Consider the following 16,713-nt stretch of genomic DNA (forward strand, 5'->3'; position numbering starts at 1 on the left):
CCCCGCGCCGGCGGTAGGTTGGGGCGGTTGAGCTGGGGTGGCAGGGGAGCGGCATGACCGAGAACGCGCGCGTCAAAGCGCTGGAGCAGATCATGCCGGCGACCCACGGGGCCGACGAGGACATCGACTGGCAGGCGGCCGAGGCCGTCTGGGGCAGCCGGTTCCCCTCCGATTACGTGGCCTTCATGGGCCGCTTCGGCGCGGGCTCGATCAACGGCGAGGCCAGCGTGCTGCTTCCGCTGCCCAAGCCCGGACTCCAGTGGGATCCGGCACAGATGACGGAGGAGACGGGCAACGCCCGCCAGGTCTGGGAGGCGGAGGGCGGCCGGGCCGCCTTCGACGTGGACCCGGAGTCGATCCTCGCCTGGGGCGTCACCGGCGGCTCCGACATCCTGTGCTGGCTGACGACCGACCCCGACCCCGACCGCTGGCCCGTTCTGGTGGTCGGCCGGCACACCGCCGACTCCTTCGCGGTGTACCCGTACGGCATGGCCGAGTTCCTCTACCTGCTGTGCAACGACGAGTTCGACGTGAGCCCGGTCAGCATCACCTTCTGGGACGGCGGCCACCTCAGCTTCGTGCACTGGCAGAAGGCCCAGCGCCGCTGGCAGGAGGGGCGCAACCCCGAAACGGGCGAGCCCGATCCGTACGCGGGCGACTTCGCGGACTGAGTCCCGCCCGCCCGCACCTCCCCCGCCCGCACCTCCGCTCGCCCCTCCACGCCCGTTCCGCCGCGCTCCCTGGCCGGGAACGGGCGTTTCGGCATGTCTACGCGCGTCCGAATTGTTGATCACATATCGGAAAACACCATTCTGAAATGCCGCAGTTGGAGCATTGACCACAAGTGCCGACCCAATGGAACCAACCGCCCTTCCGCAGGAGAGAATTCCGGCCAACGGGCCATGGAGGGACACCGAGCCCGGAGTAACTCATAAGTAATAACGCGACTCAAAAGAAAATCAGGGGAACCCCACCGTGCGACGAAGAATCTTCAGCGCGGCCGCCACCACGGTCGTGCTCGGTCTGCTGATACCGCTGGCCGGCTGCGGCGGCCCCGGCGGAAGCGCTGATGACGACGGCACCCTCCGCCTCGTCGCCGCCGAATACGGCGACACCTCGACCAACAGTTCCAAGGATTTCTGGGACAAGGTGACGGACGATTTCACCGCCTCGAACCCCGGCATCAAGGTCCAGGTCGAGCTCCTGCCGTGGGCCGACATCGACCGTGAAGTCTCGCGCATGGTCAAGGCCGGCAACGCCCCGGACATGGCCCTCATGGGCGGCTACTCGGACTTCGCGGCGCAGGGGAAGCTCTATTCCGCGCCCGAGCTCCTCTCGGTCAGCGCCGAGGCGAACTTCCTCCAGCCCCTCGCCGACGCCGGCTCCGTCCGCAACACCCTCTACGGCCTGCCCTTCGTGGCGAGCAGCCGTCTCCTCTTCTACAACGAGAAGCTGTTCACCGACGCCGGGATCATCCCGAAGGACTCCAAGAACGGCTGGCAGCCCAAGACCTGGCTGGACCTGAAGGCCGCGGCCGTGGCGCTCAAGGCCGAGGGCGTGAAGACGCCGTTCGCCCTGCCCCTGGGCCCGGAAGAGGCGCACGCCGAGGCGATGATCTGGGAGCTCAGCAACGGCGGCGGCTACGCCGACAACAGCGGCAACTACAGCCTGGCCTCCGAGCAGAACATCATGACCTTCAAGTGGATCAAGCAGCACCTGGTCGCCCCCGGGCTGCTCGGTCCCACTCCCCCGTCCCAGCTCAACCGCGCCGACGCCTTCGCCGCCTTCGTGAACGGCGAGGTCGGCATGCTCAACGGCTACCCCCAGCTCGCCCACGAGGCGCGCAACAAGGGGATCAAGGTCGGCGCCGTCGCCATGCCCGTCTCGGACACGCTGAACACCGGACAGGTCCCGCCGAACGTGGGCGTGGCCGACTGGATGATGGCCTTCAAGCAGAACGGCCACCGCGCCGAGATCGGCAAGTTCCTGGACTTCGTCTACCGGGACAAGAACCTGTCGGACTTCGCCGGCCGCTACCACCTGCTGCCGTCCACCGTCTCGGCCTCCCGCACCATGGCCGGCTCCTCGGGCATGGACGAGAACGACCAGCAGTTCCTGAACGCCCTGCGCGGTGCGCAGCTCTACCCGGTCAACGACCCGTCCTGGGTGATCATCAGCGACACCATCAAGCGCAACATCGGCCGCGCCGTGGACCCCTCCGGCGACCCGAAGGCCGTCCTGGAGGAGATCGCCGCCAAGGCGAACGAGGCCAAGAAGGCGGCGCGCTGACCCGGCGCCGCCGACGCCACCTGGCGCCCCGCCGACGCGACCCGGCTCCCCCGCCGGCGCGGAAGTACCCCCGAAGGCCCCTGCCGAAAGGGACCTTCGCCCCCTGCCGCACCCCACCCCGGGCGGCATCATGGCTGGTACGGCTTTGATCCAAGGCCGAGGCCCAGTCGCCCGCAAGCGCCCACAAGGCGCGCGGGGCGGCCGGCCCACCTCCTCCGCGCGCCGCTTCCGGCGAACGCGATGCGACTCGATCAGCTCGCGCCCTGATTCTTCGGCGTGAACGCCACGCGGTACTGCTCGCAGCTGGAGTCCCACGGCAGGGACCCGGTGAGAGTGCCGTAGCCGGTGCGGGTGACCGACCACTCCACCGTGTAAGTCCCGGTGTCGCACTTGATGCGCTTGCCGCCCGGGACCTTCGTACGGCCCGTCGCGGGCCGGTTCTTGAGCTCCTGGTGCACCTGGGCCACCTCGGCGCGCCGGGCGTCGCGCAGGACCGCGTGCAGGACGAGCACCTGCTTGCCGTCCTTCGTCGTCAGCACCTTCTTGACCCCCTGCGAATCCGCCACCGACCACGCGAACTCGTAGCCGGGCTCCCAGGCCAGGGTCTTGGGATCGCCGATCTTGCGCTCGTACTCCTCGGCGCCCTTGGGGCCGGGGCGGGTGATCGTCTTGTACTGGACCGACGGGTGGAAGCGGAACTGCGCCTCCACCTTGTGCATGTCGTCCTTGGTCCACATCGACTTCATCGACTTCTCCCCGCCGCTCGGATCCTGGAGGTACGTGCCCTCCGCGGCGGTGGCCGCGCCCGAGAGGGCCGGGGCGAGGGCCGCCGCGGCGGCGGCGAGGACGAGGGCGGCGGTGCGGGTGCGGTTCATGCCCGGACCAACGGGACCCTCCGGCGGGCCGGAACGACGCCGGGCGCCCTTTCACCCGTACGGGATCCGGCCGGACGGTGGTGGACCGCGCGTCAGGCGCTGGGGCCGGTGACCACCGGGAAGCCGGTGGGCCGGCCCTGCTCCTTCAGCCAGGCGAGGACCTGGTCGAGGGCCGCGACGCTCTGGGTGCGGTCGCCGCCGCCGTCGTGGAAGAGGATGGTCGGGCCGTTGCCGATCTCGGCCTTGACGGTGCCCACGATCGCGGCGACGCCGGGCTTGCTGAAGTCCTTGGTGTCGATGTTCCAGCCGAGCGGGCGCATGCCGTTGGCTGCCGCCAGGGCCCGGCTCTCGGGGGTGAACGCGCCGCCGGGGGCCCGGTAGTACTCCACCTTGGCCCCGCCCGCGGCTTCCTCGATCTGCTTCTTCGCGACGAGGATCTGCTGCCGCTGATAGGCGAGGGGCTTCCTGTCCATCCCCGTGTCGTGGTCCGTGGTGTGGTCGCAGAGCCGGTGCCCGTCGGCGACGACCTTCTTGACCAGGTCGGGGTGGTCCTTGGCCTGCGGTCCGATCATGCAGAAGACCGCCTTCACGTCGTACTTCTTCAGCACATCCAGCACCTTCGGGGTCCACTTGGGGTCGGGCCCGTCGTCGATGGTGATGTTGACCGCGTCGCCGCCGCTCTCCGACGCGTGCGCTATGCCGTCCGGGACCCGCCCGCCCGGCTCCCCGGGGGCCTGGGGCTCGCCGTCGCCGCCCTTGGCGGGGTCGTCGGTCTGCCGGGAAACGTGTCGGTGGTTGATCTCGTGCCCCGGGTCGACGACCGCCGTCACTCCCCAGGCGGTCGCGGCCACCGCCGCCACCGCCGCGGCGACGGCGATCCGTGCCTTCGTCCCCTGCATCCGCCGCATCCGCGTGCGCGCCATGAACCCCATGTGCTGTCTCAACTCCCCGAATCGACGTCCCCGTGTGAGCTCGCACTGGTCAGGACGTCGGCCGTGGATGCGGGGTTCCAGCCGAATGGCCCATAAATTCCGGGTTGTAGGACTTTGGTCCTCCCTCGTCCCGAATTCCGTCCCGGCTGAAACCGAGGAGGCGCGGACCGGCCTCATACCGGACATCCCGGTCCCAAGACCCGGGCTCTAGGCGGAGGTTCACCTACCCCTGCGCAAGGCAGCGACAACCCACCCGTACGCACTGCCGGCCCCGCACTAGCCCGTACGAGCCCCTCCGGCGTCTGAGGAGCGGGGGTCCGGGCGGAGCCCGGTTTCGGGAAGGGGCGGGGTGGGGGAAGGCCCCGCGCAGCGGCCCCGCCCCCCGGCCGCAGCCGAACACCCCGCGACACGACACCCGGCGCACGCGGACGGGCCCGGCCCGGAGGATCCGCAGATCCACCGGGCCGGGCCCGCCACAACCAGCCGCGCGAGCGGCTCAGTGCACGACGACCGCCTCCGGCGCCGCCTCGGACTTCGCCGAGTCGCCACCACCGGACGCGCCGGCCGGACCGGCGCCCCGCAGCGGGACCTCCTTGACGAACCAGGCGGCCGCGAAGCCCAGTACGGCGATCCCCGCACCCAGCAGGAACGCCGAGTGCGTACCGGCGGCCACCGCGTGCTGGTAGGCGTCCCGGACGACCTCCGGGAGCTTCGCCAGGCTCGCCGCGTCCAGCTGGGCGGAGCCCGCCTTGACCGCCGCCTCGGGACCGAGCCGGTCGGTCATGGTGCTGGTGACCTGGCTGGTGAACAGGGAGCCCATCAGGGCCACGCCGAAGGAGCCGCCGAGGGTACGGAACAGGGTCGCCGAGGAGGACGCGACGCCCATGTCCTTCATGTCGACGCTGTTCTGCGCGACCAGCATGGTGATCTGCATCAGGAAGCCGAGACCCGCGCCGAGCACCGCCATGTACACACCGGACATCAGGCGGCTGGTGCCGGTGTCCATGGTGGCGAGCAGGAAGAGCCCGACGACCATGAGCCCGCCGCCGATGATCGGGAAGATCTTGTACTTGCCGCTGCTGGTGGTGATGCGGCCCGCGACCAGCGAGACGACCATCATCGACAGCAGCATCGGCAGGAGCAGCAGGCCGGAGTTGGTGGCCGAGGCGCCCTGGACCGACTGCTGGAAGAGCGGCAGGTACAGCACGCCGCCGAACATCGCGAAGCCGACCAGGAAGCCGATCACGGACATGAGGGTGAAGTTGCGGCTGCGGAAGATGTGCAGCGGCATGACCGGGTCGGCGGCCTTGGTCTCGGCATAGAGGAAGCCGGCGATGGAGACGATGCCGACGGCGATCAGGCCGATGATCTCGGTGGAGCCCCAGGCGTACTCGGTGCCGCCCCAGGTGGTGACGAGGACGGTGGAGGTGATGCCGACCGTCAGCAGGGCCGCGCCGAGGTAGTCGATCTTGGGTCGCTCCCCGCGGTCCTTCTTCGGGAGGTGCAGCACCGCGGTGACCATGGCCAGGGCCACGATGCCGAGCGGGAGGTTGATGTAGAAGGACCAGCGCCAGCCCCAGTGGTCGGTGATGGTGCCGCCGACCAGCGGTCCGCCGATCATGGCGAGGGCCATCACGCCGGCCATCATGCCCTGGTACTTGCCGCGCTCGCGGGGCGGGATCAGGTCGCCGATGATCGCCATGACGCCGACCATCAGACCACCGGCGCCGAGGCCCTGGATCGCGCGGAAGCCGATGAGCTGGCCCATGTCCTGGGCCATGCCGCTGAGCGCGGAGCCGATCAGGAAGATGACGATCGAGGTGAGGAAGGAGCCCTTCCGCCCGTACATGTCGCCGATCTTGCCCCAGATGGGAGTGGAGGCGGCCGTGGCCAGCGTGTAGGCGGTGACGACCCAGGAGAGGTGTTCCAGGCCGCCGAGCTCGCCGACGATCGTCGGCATGGCGGTGCCGATGATCATGTTGTCGAGCATGGCCAGCAGCATCGCGATCATGAGCGCCATCAGGACGACCCGCACACTGCGCGGCTTCACCTCCTCCGAGGTGTCCGCCTTCTTCTTGATTTCCACCATGTTCCACTCCCCTGGCACCTATGCACCGGCCCTGGGACTTACTTGCCGACCGGCTAGTTCACTACACTGTGGAAGGTAGACCCGTAACTAGCCGGGCGTCAAGTAAGTAACTCAGGGGAGAGTCATGTCCAGCAGCAGTCCGCACCAGCGCCGCGGGGACACCCGGCAGCGCATCCAGGACGTCGCACTGGAACTCTTCGCCGAGCAGGGGTACGAGAAGACGTCGCTGCGGGAGATCGCGGAGCGGCTGGGGGTCACGAAGGCGGCGCTGTACTACCACTTCAAGACCAAGGAAGACATCATCATCAGCCTGTTCGAGGACCTGACCCGGCCCATCGACGAGCTGATCCGGTGGGCCGAGGAGCAGCCGCGCACGCTGGAGATGAAGCGCGAGGTCCTGCGCCGCTACAGCGAGGCCATGGCGGGCGGCGCCTCGCTGTACCGCTTCATGCAGGAGAACCAGGCCTCGCTGCGGGAGCTGACCATCGGCGAGACGGTGAAGAAGCGCCTCCTCACCCTGGTGGAGCTGCTCCGGTCCGGCCAGGAGGACGCCCCGCTGGCCGATCAGGTGCGGTGCGTGAGCGCCCTGTTCACGCTGCACGCGGGAATGATGTTCCTCCAGCACGTGGACGGGGACCCGGAGGAGACCCGCCAGGCCGCCCTGGAGGTCGCGACGGACCTGATCACCCAGGCCCACGGACAGGGGTAGACGCCCGGCCCGGCATCGCCCCGTTCACTCGATCGAACGAACAAAACCCCGGACGGTTACTCTCCGTAGTCATGTCGGCTACTTTTGGTGATGCGCGCAGCGGAAGGGCCGCGGCGCCGTCCGAGCCAAAGGCACCGCCGTCATGATGCGTCTCTCCCTCACCCTCACCACCCTCACCGCTGCGGCCGCCCTCGCCACCGCTTTCGCGCCGCAGGCGCCGGCCGCGGCCGGCCCTCTCGCCTACGTGGCCCTCGGGGACTCCTACAGCGCCGCCTCCTTCGTGCGCCCGTGGAACACCGACGGATGCGGCCGCTCCGAGCAGGACTATCCCCACCAGGCCGCGCGGCGGCTGAAGTTGAGGCTCACCGACGTCACCTGCTCCGCCGCGGACATCAGAGCGGGGCTGTTGGGTCCGCAGTCCGGGCTGAAGGGGCCGCCGTCCGTGCCCCCACCGGGCGGATGGGCCGCCAAACCGGCGCAGATCAAGGCCGTTACGGCCACCGCCGATCTCGTCACGGTCGGCGCCGGCGGCAACTCCGTGGGCTTCTCCGAGATCGTGGAGACCTGCGTGAAGCGCGGTCTGGCCTCCTTCGGTACGGGGACACCGTGCACCGATCACTACGCGCGGGGCGGCGGCGCGGCCGGGCTCGACGCCCGGTTCACCGCGCTGGAGGCCGACTTCGCGGCCCTGCTGAAGGAGATCCGTACGCGTGCCCCGCGCGCCGGGGTGGCGGTCGTCGGGTATCCGGCCGTCGTGGACCAGTCCGCGGGCTGCGGCTGGGGGTCCTGGCACCAGCTCGGTACCGTCGCCAAGGGCGACATGCCGTGGCTCGACGGCATGGAGCGCCGGCTCAACACCCTCTTGCGGGAGCAGGCCCGCCGCGCCGGCGCGGTGTACGTGGACACGTACGCCTCCAGCACCGGGCACGGGGTGTGCGCGAGCGCCGAGCAGCGCTGGATGTACGGGATCAAGGACAGCCTGACCGGGCCGGGCGAGCAGAGCGACCCGCCCTCCGAGCTCTGCCGCTCCATCCCGGCCCGGGGCGAGGCCTGCACCGTCCTCCACCCGAACCTCCGCGGCGCCACCCATCAGGCGGACCGCGTCACCGAGGCCCTGGCGGCGCTGACTCCACTGAAGGCGGGCAGGCCTTGACGTTCACGCGGTCGGCGGCCGGCAGGGGGGGAGCGGCCTCGGTGGTGGCCCAGGCCTGCAGCATCCGCAGGGCGTCGTGCGAGGGGCTGCCCGGCTCGGCGGCGTAGGTGATCAGGGCCTGATCCGGGTCGTCGGTCGAGCGCAGGGTCTCGTAGGCGAGTTCCAGATCGCCGACCACCGGATGATGGAATCGCTTGGTGCCCGAGGTCTTGTCCTGCACCGGATGCTCGGCCCACCAGCGGCGGAAGTCCGCGCTCTTCATCGACAGTTCGCCGATCAGGCTCGCCAGCTGTGGGTCCTCGGGGTGTCGTCCCGCGTCCAGGTGGAGGTAGGCCACGTTCTCGCGGGCGCAGGAGGTCCAGTCCGCGTACAGCTCCCGGGACGTCTCGTCGAGGAAGGTGATCCGCGCGATGTTGCGGTCGGCTCCGTCCAGAGCCGAGTAGTCGCCGAAGAGGGCGGCGGCGGCCGTGTTCCAGGCCAGGAGGTCCATGCGCCGGCCCATCACCATCGCCGGCACGTCCACCAGCTCGTCCAGCAACCGCTGGAGCATGGGGCGCACGCGTTGCGGCGGGGCCTGGCGCCGGGGAACCTGCCGGGCGGCGGGCTTCGGCCGGGCGAGGCGGTGCAGGTGCCGGGTGGCGTCCTCGTCCAGCCGCAGGGCGCGGGCGAGGGCGTCGAGCACCGCGCCTGAGGGGTTGGGCACGCGGCCCTGTTCCATCCGGGTGTAGTAGTCGACGCTCACTCCGGCGAGCTGTGCGATCTCCTCGCGGCGCAGGCCCGCGACCCGGCGCCGGCCTCCGAAGTCCGGCAGTGCGACGTCTTCGAGGTGCAGGAGGGAACGGCGGGTGCGCAGGAACTCGCCCAGGTTGCTGGCTGTGCTCATACGGCGATTGTCACCGGTCGTGGTGGCCGGCTGCCTGGCCCTGTCAGGGCCAGGCAGCCGGCAGACGCCACCCGCTGTCAGGCGGCGGGGACGGCGGTCGCCAGGCCCCCGTAGACGACGATGTCCTGCGCGGTGATGTAGGACGGCCGCGGGGAGAGAGGAAGGCCACGGTTTCGGCGAGGTCCTGGGCCTGTCCGAGCCGCCCCAGCGGCACCTGGGCGCGGATGGCATCGTGCGAAGCGGGGTCCGGGTTGGCGGCGTCGAACATCTCGGTGACGATGTAGCCCGGGCTGATCGAGTTGACCCGGATGCCGCGCCCGGCGAGATCACTGCCCGGCGTGCGGGCCAGAGTGTGGACGGCGGCCTTCGTGGCCGCGTGGACCGGTGCGACGGCCAGGCCCCGGTGCAGGGTCCACGAAGCCCGTTCCGCGAGCACGACGGGTGCGCCGAGCACGACGGGCACGACGGCCGCGACGGCCGCGACGCCCCGAGGGTCAGCTCGCGGTGGGGATGTGGCGCGCCGCCGCGACGTGGGCCATCGTCCGGAGCTTCCTGAAGTAGGCGGCGCAGTACTCCGAGTTGATCAGGGGCTCGATCCTGTCGAGCTTGGCGATGCAGACCCAGAGGCCGCCGATACCGTGGTCGTCGAGCCCGCCGTTCAACTCGGTGTGCACGTGGCCGGCGGCATCGGCGTCCAGGAGGATCAGGTCCACGCCGTCGATGTCCACGCCGCGAAAGCTGTCGGGGTACGGCGCGCGCAGGTGTTCCTCCCAAAGCCGGGCCAGTCCGTCTTCGGGCGGTGCCGCGCCCGTGTCGGCCGATGTCGCTGCCGCCGGGGGCAGCGGGCGGACGAGCAGGGACACGGCGTCGAAGACGGCACGCACCATCTCGATGGCCCCGGCCGGGCGGACCTCGGCACTGGTGACGGCGCCCCGTATGAGCTCGTCGCGCAGTCGTCGGCTGCGGTCGAGCCGGGCGGCGAGGTCCGCCGGGAGGAGCCCCGTGCCGGCGGCCTGCTCGATCAGGTCCTGGAGCGGCCCGGTGACGGCAAGGCGCTCGGCGAGGAGGTGTTCCAGCGCGAAGAGGGAGTGTGTGACGGCCGCGGTGGCGAACTCGTACCGGTAGGAGGAGTGCCGGATGAGCTCGCGGGAGGTTTCCAACGCGCTCATGACGTACATCGACGCGCCGCCGGGCAGCACCAGGTCCGCGACCAGGGCGTGCATGCCCTCGTAGTCGGGGACGAGGTGGTGGGCACGCGGGTCCGGGACGGGCGACAGGGTGTTCACCCGCACAGTCTCGCCACCCGAAGGCCGTCCGTGCCATCGGATGTGCCCGGCGCGGGTGTTCCCCTCCGGTGCGGTCAGAAGTGCCCGGACGCACGCGGTGATCCGATGCGGCACAGGGTGGTGACATCCTTGGCCGGTGCTCTCATCTGATCACGCAGGTGCCGTGTTCTTCGATGTCGATGGCACTCTCGTCCCGCGGACCAGTTCGTCGGTCTTCCTGGCCGGCTTCCTAGGCCATCGCGACGAGTTGGCGGAGGCGGAGGCCGGTTACGCCTCGGGCGTCCTGGACAATCGTCGCGTCTCAGAGCTGGACGCGGCGGGCTGGGCAGGCGCGGCCGCACACCAGGTCCACGGCTGGCTCGACGGACTCCCCCTGGTCTCGGGCATCTCGGAGACCGTGGCCTGGTGCTGGAGCAACGGGCTGGTGCCCGTCCTGGCGACCCTGGCTTGGTCACCGGTCGGCGGCTATCTGACCGACCGCTTCGGCTTCCACGCGTTCAGCGGACCTCGGTTGGAGACCGCCGGAGGCCGGTTCACGGGGCACGTGGCCCGCCACTTCGACGAGTACGACAAGCGGGACTTCGCCCTGGCGCAGGCGCGGGAGCTGGGGCTGGCCCCCCTCTCGTGCGGGGCCGTGGGAGACAGCCGCTCCGATCTGCCGCTGTTCGCCTCGGTAGGGGTGGCCGTGGCGTTCAATGCCTCGGAGCACGCGCGGACGGCTGCGACGGCGGTGGTCGACGACGACGACCTTCGGGGTGTGCTCCCGCACTTGAGCCGGCTGGTCACGGCCACTCGCTGACGGCCGCGACCAGCACGGTCGCCTCGTAGCGGAAGCACGCCCTACCGGGCCTCGCGGGACTCCCGCCAGCGGGTGACTTCGGCCTCTACGTCGAACTCCTTGACGTTCAGCGGGGGGCCGGGCGGGGGCCTGCGCAGGGCCGTGCGGATCTTGTCGTTGATCTCCGTCAGGAGGGCGCGGACCTGGCGTTCGGTGCGGGCCGCCTCGACCGCCTCGCGGGCGTCCTCCGCCTCCTTGCGCAGCGCGAGCGCCGGCGGGAGGACCGCGAAGCCCTCACGGTGCAGTTTGCCCTTGATCCACCACAGCTCGTCGTACGGGGCGTCGAGCGAGGCCAGCGGCTTGCCGAAGCCGGGCAGTTCCGCGAAGTCCCCGCGCTCCCCCGCCTGTCTGATCTGGCGGTCCACAAAGGATTCGAAGCTGACACCAGGCGGTTTGCGCTCGGTCACGTTGCCTCCCCAGGGGTTCCCGCCAGCATAACTCCGCGGGCTGGGGAGGCATTACGCACCGTAGTCGCCGGTAGGAGTCCCGGACTCAGAGGCGGCGGTCCGACTCCTCGATCGGGATGTCGTTGATGCTCGCCTCCCGGCGGCGCATCAGGCCCGCGGCGTCGAACTCCCACTGCTCGTTGCCGTGGCTGCGCCACCACTGGCCGTTCGCGTCGTGCCACTCGTACTCGAAGCGCACCGAGATCCGGTTGTCGGTGTACGCCCACAGCTCCTTGCGCAGCCGGTACTGCTGCTCGCGCTCCCACTTGTCGGCGAGGAAGGCGCGGATCTCGGCGCGCCCGGTCAGGAAGCGGTCCCGGTTCCGCCAGGCGGAGTCCTCGGTATAGGCGAGGGCGACGCGCTCGGGGTCACGGCTGTTCCAGGCGTCCTCGGCGGCCTGCACCTTGGCGCGGGCGGACTCCTCGGTGAAGGGCGGCACGGGCGGTCGCACGGAGGAGGACGCCGAGGAAGAGAAAGGGGTGGCAGTCACGGTGGGGTACCTCTCGACATCGGCCGGGCGGGGGGCGGGAGGGGGAGAACGCTCGTTCTCCCCGTAGCCCCAAGCCTAGAGAACGAGCGTTCTCGGCGCAAGCGATTCTGGTCTACGCTGCCTTCATGCCCGCCAACCCCGCCCCGATGACCGACGAAGAGGCCCGCGCGCGCCTGCTGGACGCCGCGGAGGCACTGTTCTACGCCGAGGGGATCCAGGCCGTGGGCATGGACCGCATCCGCGCGGAGTCGGGCATCCCCCTCAAGCGGCTCTACCGCCTCTACCCGGCCAAGGAATCCCTGGTCACCGCCTACCTGGAGCGCCGGGACCGCCGTTGGATGGCGAGCCTGAGCGCAGCGGTCGCGGGGCGGGCCGACCCCGTCGGGGCCGTCTTCGAGTGGCTCGCGGGGTGGTTCTCGGAGCCGGACTTCCGGGGGTGCGCGTTCCTGAACGCCTACGGGGAGCTGGGCGCGGGCCCCGCCGGGGTGCTGGACGTCGTACGCCGGCACAAGGCGGAGCTACGGGCGCTGCTGGCCGGCATCGCCGGTCCCGGCCGGGAAGGCCTGGCGGAGCACCTGCTGCTACTGGTCGAGGGGGCGACGGTGGTGGCGGCACTGGAACCGGGCCCGGGGGCGGCGGTGCGGGCGCGCGAGGCGGCGTACGTCCTGGTCCGCGACGGCGGCTGAGGCGACAGCCGGGGAAACGTGATTCACGCGGCTGCCGAGTGATCGGTTACGCGTCGTACACAACTGAGTCGCATTGTCAGCTTTTAACTGGTGTTGGAACTTTTGTCCACCGGAAGACCGCATTCGGCGGTCGCCCTCCGGTTCCGTCGCCTTTCCTCGCGGAGGAAACACCCTTGTCTGCTTCCCGCTGCACGTCGGCCGCCCTGGTCGTCGCGGCCGTCACCGCGAGCTGCCTGCTGCCGGCCGTGCCGGCTTTCGCCGCCGGCTCGCCGCACATCCGGTTCTCCCAGCCGTACGTCCCCTCGATCGCCGCCGGCAAGACCGGCCGCGTGGTGATCGTGGCGGAGACCGACGGCGAATCGGCACTCAGCAGCAGATTCCGGATCACCGCGCCGGAGCGGACGACCTTCCCCGAGGCCCGCTTCTACTGGAACGGCGACCGTGCGGGCGCACCCTGCACCCTCTCGGGCAACGCCCGCCAGCTGACCTGCGACGCGGGCACCCGCGCGGGCTTCGCCTTCCCGGCGGAGAGCGACACCCGGCTGGGCGTACTCGTACGGGTGGACGCGGACGCTCCCGAGGGCACGACGCTCGACGGCGGCGAGTGGGCGGCCGGAGCGGGCTCCTCGCCCGCCCTGTACGCGGTGTCCACCCCGGTGACGGGCCCCAAGGGCGACGACGGGCACGACGGACACGACGGGCACGAGGGGAAGCCGGGCCACGACGGAAAGCCCGGTGACCACGGCAAGCCGGGCCGCCCCGGCCCCAAGGGCGACAAGGGTGACCAGGGCGAGCGGGGCGAGAAGGGCGACCGCGGGGACCGCGGCGATCGCGGGGAGAAGGGGGACCGCGGAGAGAAGGGCGACCGCGGGCCGAAGGGTCCCCAGGGCCCCAAGGGCCACCAGGGTCCCAAGGGCGACACCGGCCCCGCGGGTCCGAAGGGCGACCAGGGACCGGCCGGAGGCCCCCAGGGACCGAAGGGCGACACCGGGGCAGCCGGCCCGAAGGGCGACACGGGCCCGGCGGGCGGACCGAAGGGCGACACCGGCCCGGCCGGCCCGAAGGGCGACGCGGGCACCACGGGCCAGACCGGTCCGACGGGACCGGCCGGCGTACCCGGACCGGGCGGACTCCAGGGCCCCAAGGGCGACACCGGCCCGGCCGGCGGACCCAAGGGCGACAAGGGTGACAAGGGCGACCGCGGCGACCGCGGCCCGGCCGGACCGACGGGAACGCGCGGACCGGGCGGACCGAAGGGCGAGCAGGGCCCGACCGGCCCGAAGGGCGACCGCGGGCGCGACGGAGCCAAGGGCGAGCAGGGCCGCAAGGGAGACCGCGGACCGATCGGACCCAAGGGCGAGCAGGGCCGCAAGGGAGACCAGGGTCCGCAGGGCCCCAAGGGCCCGAAGGGCGACCAGGGCAAGCCCGGCGCGTGCAAGTGCGGCAAGGACCACGGCGGTAAGGACCACGGTGGCAAGGACCACGGCGGCAAGGGCGACAAGCCCGGCAAGCCGAAGGCCCGCATCGTCAGCGACAAGCTGCACGTCCGCACCGGCCCCGGCACCCAGTACAAGAAGACCGGCGTGATCAAGTACGGCACCGAGGTCCAGGTGCTGTGCAAGACCAACGGCACCGAGGTCGACGGCAACACCATTTGGTACAAGCTCGCCGACGGCCGCGGCTGGATCGCCGCCCGCTACGCCGCGAACCTGAACCGCATCCCCACCTGCTGACCCCGACCTGCTGACCCCAACCGACTGAGTCGGCATCCGACCGAGTCGGCCTGATCCCCTTCGGTGCGCGCCGAGGCCCCCGAGCCCCGGCGCGCACCGAAGGCGTTTGCGCGCCCGGACTGTCAAGCCCCGAACTCCAGGGGCATGACGCCGTGCACCGGCCCGGGGCTAATGGAGGAGTGGGTTCACGTAGAGCAGGTGACCCCTCGTTCTCCGTCTCTGCTCGCCGGAGGTGACTTCTCATGACCCCCCTGCCCCGCACCCGCCGCCGTCTCGCCGTCCTCACGGCCTCGGCCGCCCTGGCCACAGCAGGCGCACTGCTGTCCTCCGGCGCGTCCGCCGCGCCGGCCACCCCTCGTGACGCCACCGCGGTGGCACCCGCCCACAGCGGTGACAGCGGTGACGGCGATCACGATCACCACGATCACGGCATCAGCTACTGCCACTGGCACGGGCTGGCCCAGAACAAGCGCCACCATCACGGCTGGAGCTGGGGCTGGTGGCACTGCCACGGCAAGGGCCACGAGAAGGGGACCTGGAAGGACCGCGACGCCGACGGGTGGCTGAAGAGCGACCGCGTCTACCGCACCTGAGGCGGCCGGCTCACGCTCCTCGAATCCCGTGGAAAAAACTTCGGCGGTGATGTCGAGAACCCGTGCCCGGCTCCGTCTCCTCTGTGGAAGCGGCCACAATGGCCGCACGGCACGGAGGAGACCATCATGGCCAAGTACCTGCTTCTCAAGCACTACCGCGGCGCCCCGGCTTGCGCCAACGACGTCCCCATGAGCGAGTGGACGCCGGAGGAGATCACGGCCCACATCCAGTACATGCGCGACTTCGCGGACCGGCTGGAGGGCACCGGCGAGTTCGTCGACGGTCAGGCGCTCGCCCCCGAGGGGACCTGGGTCCGCTACGACGGCGAGGGCCGCCCGCCGGTCACCGACGGCCCGTTCGCCGAGACCAAGGACCTGATCGCCGGCTGGATGGTGATCGACGTGGACAGCTACGAGCGCGCCGTCGAGCTGGCCGGAGAACTGTCGGCCGCCCCCGGGGCCGGCGGCAAGCCCATCCACGAGTGGCTGGAGCTGCGTCCGTTCCTGTCCGCCCCGCCCACCGTCCCCGAATGCCACTGACGTGGACGAGGCCCTGCTCCGGAGTCTGACTCCGCAGGTCCTCGGCATCCTCGTCCGCCGCGGAGCAGACTTCGCGGCGGCCGAGGACGCCGTCCAGGAGGCCCTGCTCGAAGCGGTACGCGCCTGGCCCGGGGAACCTCCCCGGGATCCGAAGGGCTGGCTGGTCACCGTGGCCTGGCGGCGGTTCCTCGACGCGACGCGGGCGGACACCGCCCGCCGCCGGCGCGAGGACCGGGTGGAGGAGGAGCCGGCGCCGGGCCCCGCCCCGGCGGTGGACGACACGCTCCAGCTCTACTTCCTGTGCGCCCACCCGTCCTTGACCCCCTCCTCGGCCGTCGCGCTCACCCTGCGCGCGGTCGGCGGGCTCACGACGCGCCAGATCGCAGCGGCCTACCTGGTTCCCGAGGCGACCATGGCGCAGCGCATCAGCCGCGCCAAGCGGACCGTCTCGGACGTCCGCTTCGACCGTCCCGGCGACGTCGGTACGGTCCTGCGCGTCCTGTACCTGGTCTTCAACGAGGGCTACTCCGGCGACATAGACCTCGCCGCCGAGGCGATCCGGCTCACCCGCGGCCTGGCGGCCTCGATCGACCACCCGGAGGTGTCGGGGCTGCTCGCCCTGATGCTGATCCACCACGGCCGGCGCGCCACGCGCACCACCCCCGACGGCACGCTGATCCCCCTCGCCGAGCAGGACCGCACCCGGTGGGACACGGCGCTGATCGCCGAGGGCATCGGCATCCTGCACGCCGCCCTCGCCCGCGACCGGCTGGGCGAGTTCCAGGCGCAGGCCGCCATCGCGGCCCTCCATGCCGACGCGCGGACCACCGAGGAGACCGACTGGGTGCAGATCGTGGAGTGGTACGACGAGCTGGTGCGCCTGACCGACAGCCCGATCGCCCGCCTCAACCGCGCGGTGGCGGTGGGCGAGGCCGACGGCCCCCGGGCCGGCCTGGCGGCCCTCGCGGAACTGGACGCCGCGCTCCCCCGCCACACCGCCGTGGCCGCGTACCTCCACGAACGCGACGGCGACCTGAGCACAGCGGCCCGCCTGTACGCCGAGGCGGCCCACCAGGCCCCCAACCTCGCGGAACGCGACCACCTGACCCGCCAGGCGGCCCGCCTGAACCTCGCCCGCCGCGACTGACCGGCGGGGAGCCGGGACCGCTCT

Annotated in this window: 18 protein-coding genes; 10 read left to right on the forward strand and 8 right to left on the reverse strand. The window is 71.3% G+C overall.

The window, feature by feature from the left end; genetic code table 11:
• Nucleotides 1–53 precede the first annotated feature (53 nt).
• Nucleotides 54–671 carry an SMI1/KNR4 family protein gene (locus OG730_RS15735; RefSeq protein ID WP_327304840.1) on the forward strand — a complete coding sequence of 206 codons (618 nt, stop codon included), beginning with the start codon at nucleotides 54–56 and terminating at the stop codon, nucleotides 669–671.
• A gap of 304 nt (nucleotides 672–975) precedes the next feature.
• Nucleotides 976–2,289 (forward strand): extracellular solute-binding protein, encoded by a 1,314-nt coding sequence (locus tag OG730_RS15740; RefSeq protein WP_327304841.1) that lies wholly within the window; start codon nucleotides 976–978, stop codon nucleotides 2,287–2,289.
• A 251-nt stretch (nucleotides 2,290–2,540) separates the two neighbouring features.
• Here OG730_RS15740 and OG730_RS15745 read toward each other — a convergent pair whose 3' ends face one another.
• The 3 genes from OG730_RS15745 to OG730_RS15755 all read right to left on the reverse strand — a co-directional run bounded on the left by OG730_RS15745 (nucleotide 2,541) and on the right by OG730_RS15755 (nucleotide 6,185).
• Complete coding sequence (locus OG730_RS15745; RefSeq protein WP_327304842.1) at nucleotides 2,541–3,164, reverse strand: hypothetical protein; 624 nt, start codon at nucleotides 3,162–3,164, stop codon at nucleotides 2,541–2,543.
• 92 nt (nucleotides 3,165–3,256) lie between these two features.
• Complete coding sequence (locus OG730_RS15750) at nucleotides 3,257–4,087, reverse strand: polysaccharide deacetylase family protein (protein ID WP_442815197.1); 831 nt, start codon at nucleotides 4,085–4,087, stop codon at nucleotides 3,257–3,259.
• A 505-nt stretch (nucleotides 4,088–4,592) separates the two neighbouring features.
• Entirely contained in the window at nucleotides 4,593–6,185 is a 1,593-nt protein-coding gene (locus tag OG730_RS15755; RefSeq protein ID WP_327304843.1) for an MDR family MFS transporter, read from the reverse strand.
• A gap of 124 nt (nucleotides 6,186–6,309) precedes the next feature.
• On the opposite strand from OG730_RS15755, the gene OG730_RS15760 reads away from it, so the two are divergent.
• A complete protein-coding gene (locus OG730_RS15760) occupies nucleotides 6,310–6,894 on the forward strand; it encodes a TetR/AcrR family transcriptional regulator (protein WP_327304844.1) in 585 nt (194 codons plus the stop codon).
• A 142-nt stretch (nucleotides 6,895–7,036) separates the two neighbouring features.
• Complete coding sequence (locus tag OG730_RS15765) at nucleotides 7,037–8,047, forward strand: SGNH/GDSL hydrolase family protein (RefSeq protein WP_327304845.1); 1,011 nt, start codon at nucleotides 7,037–7,039, stop codon at nucleotides 8,045–8,047.
• Here the strand turns inward: OG730_RS15765 and OG730_RS15770 are convergent.
• Genes OG730_RS15770 through OG730_RS15780 form a run of 3 tightly spaced genes read right to left on the reverse strand, consistent with a single transcriptional unit; the run spans nucleotide 7,998 to nucleotide 10,216 of the window.
• Entirely contained in the window at nucleotides 7,998–8,930 is a 933-nt protein-coding gene (locus OG730_RS15770) for a helix-turn-helix transcriptional regulator (protein WP_327304846.1), read from the reverse strand. The genes OG730_RS15765 and OG730_RS15770 overlap by 50 nt on opposite strands.
• Before the next feature lie 43 nt (nucleotides 8,931–8,973).
• The gene (locus tag OG730_RS15775) at nucleotides 8,974–9,384 is read right to left on the reverse strand and encodes an SDR family oxidoreductase (protein ID WP_327304847.1); all 411 of its coding nucleotides are present in this window, start codon (nucleotides 9,382–9,384) and stop codon (nucleotides 8,974–8,976) included.
• A 40-nt stretch (nucleotides 9,385–9,424) separates the two neighbouring features.
• Entirely contained in the window at nucleotides 9,425–10,216 is a 792-nt protein-coding gene (locus tag OG730_RS15780; RefSeq protein ID WP_327304848.1) for a hypothetical protein, read from the reverse strand.
• 136 nt (nucleotides 10,217–10,352) lie between these two features.
• Between OG730_RS15780 and OG730_RS15785 the strand changes: the two genes are divergently transcribed.
• Nucleotides 10,353–11,015, forward strand: coding sequence for an HAD family hydrolase (locus OG730_RS15785; protein WP_327304849.1), 663 nt, complete (start codon nucleotides 10,353–10,355; stop codon nucleotides 11,013–11,015).
• Between the two features lie 41 nt (nucleotides 11,016–11,056).
• Here the strand turns inward: OG730_RS15785 and OG730_RS15790 are convergent, their stop codons facing one another.
• Both OG730_RS15790 and OG730_RS15795 read right to left on the reverse strand, forming a co-directional pair.
• The gene (locus tag OG730_RS15790) at nucleotides 11,057–11,461 is read right to left on the reverse strand and encodes a DnaJ family domain-containing protein (RefSeq protein ID WP_327304850.1); all 405 of its coding nucleotides are present in this window, start codon (nucleotides 11,459–11,461) and stop codon (nucleotides 11,057–11,059) included.
• Nucleotides 11,462–11,546: 85 nt separating this feature from the next.
• On the reverse strand, nucleotides 11,547–11,990 hold the full coding sequence (locus OG730_RS15795; RefSeq protein WP_327304851.1) for a nuclear transport factor 2 family protein: 444 nt from the start codon (nucleotides 11,988–11,990) through the stop codon (nucleotides 11,547–11,549).
• Nucleotides 11,991–12,115: 125 nt separating this feature from the next.
• Between OG730_RS15795 and OG730_RS15800 the strand changes: the two genes are divergently transcribed.
• From OG730_RS15800 to OG730_RS15820, 5 genes are all read left to right on the forward strand, one after another.
• Nucleotides 12,116–12,676, forward strand: coding sequence for a TetR/AcrR family transcriptional regulator (locus OG730_RS15800; protein WP_327304852.1), 561 nt, complete (start codon nucleotides 12,116–12,118; stop codon nucleotides 12,674–12,676).
• Nucleotides 12,677–12,849: 173 nt separating this feature from the next.
• Entirely contained in the window at nucleotides 12,850–14,409 is a 1,560-nt protein-coding gene (locus tag OG730_RS15805) for an SH3 domain-containing protein (RefSeq protein ID WP_327304853.1), read from the forward strand.
• Between the two features lie 242 nt (nucleotides 14,410–14,651).
• Nucleotides 14,652–15,002 (forward strand): hypothetical protein, encoded by a 351-nt coding sequence (locus OG730_RS15810; RefSeq protein ID WP_327304854.1) that lies wholly within the window; start codon nucleotides 14,652–14,654, stop codon nucleotides 15,000–15,002.
• Between the two features lie 126 nt (nucleotides 15,003–15,128).
• Entirely contained in the window at nucleotides 15,129–15,542 is a 414-nt protein-coding gene (locus tag OG730_RS15815) for a YciI family protein (RefSeq protein WP_327304855.1), read from the forward strand.
• A 1-nt stretch (nucleotide 15,543) separates the two neighbouring features.
• A complete protein-coding gene (locus OG730_RS15820; RefSeq protein WP_327304856.1) occupies nucleotides 15,544–16,689 on the forward strand; it encodes an RNA polymerase sigma factor in 1,146 nt (381 codons plus the stop codon).
• The last annotated feature ends 24 nt before the right edge of the window (nucleotides 16,690–16,713 follow it).

This window comes from Streptomyces sp. NBC_01298, from assembly GCF_035978755.1.
In the GTDB taxonomy this organism is placed as follows: Bacteria; Actinomycetota; Actinomycetes; order Streptomycetales; family Streptomycetaceae; genus Streptomyces.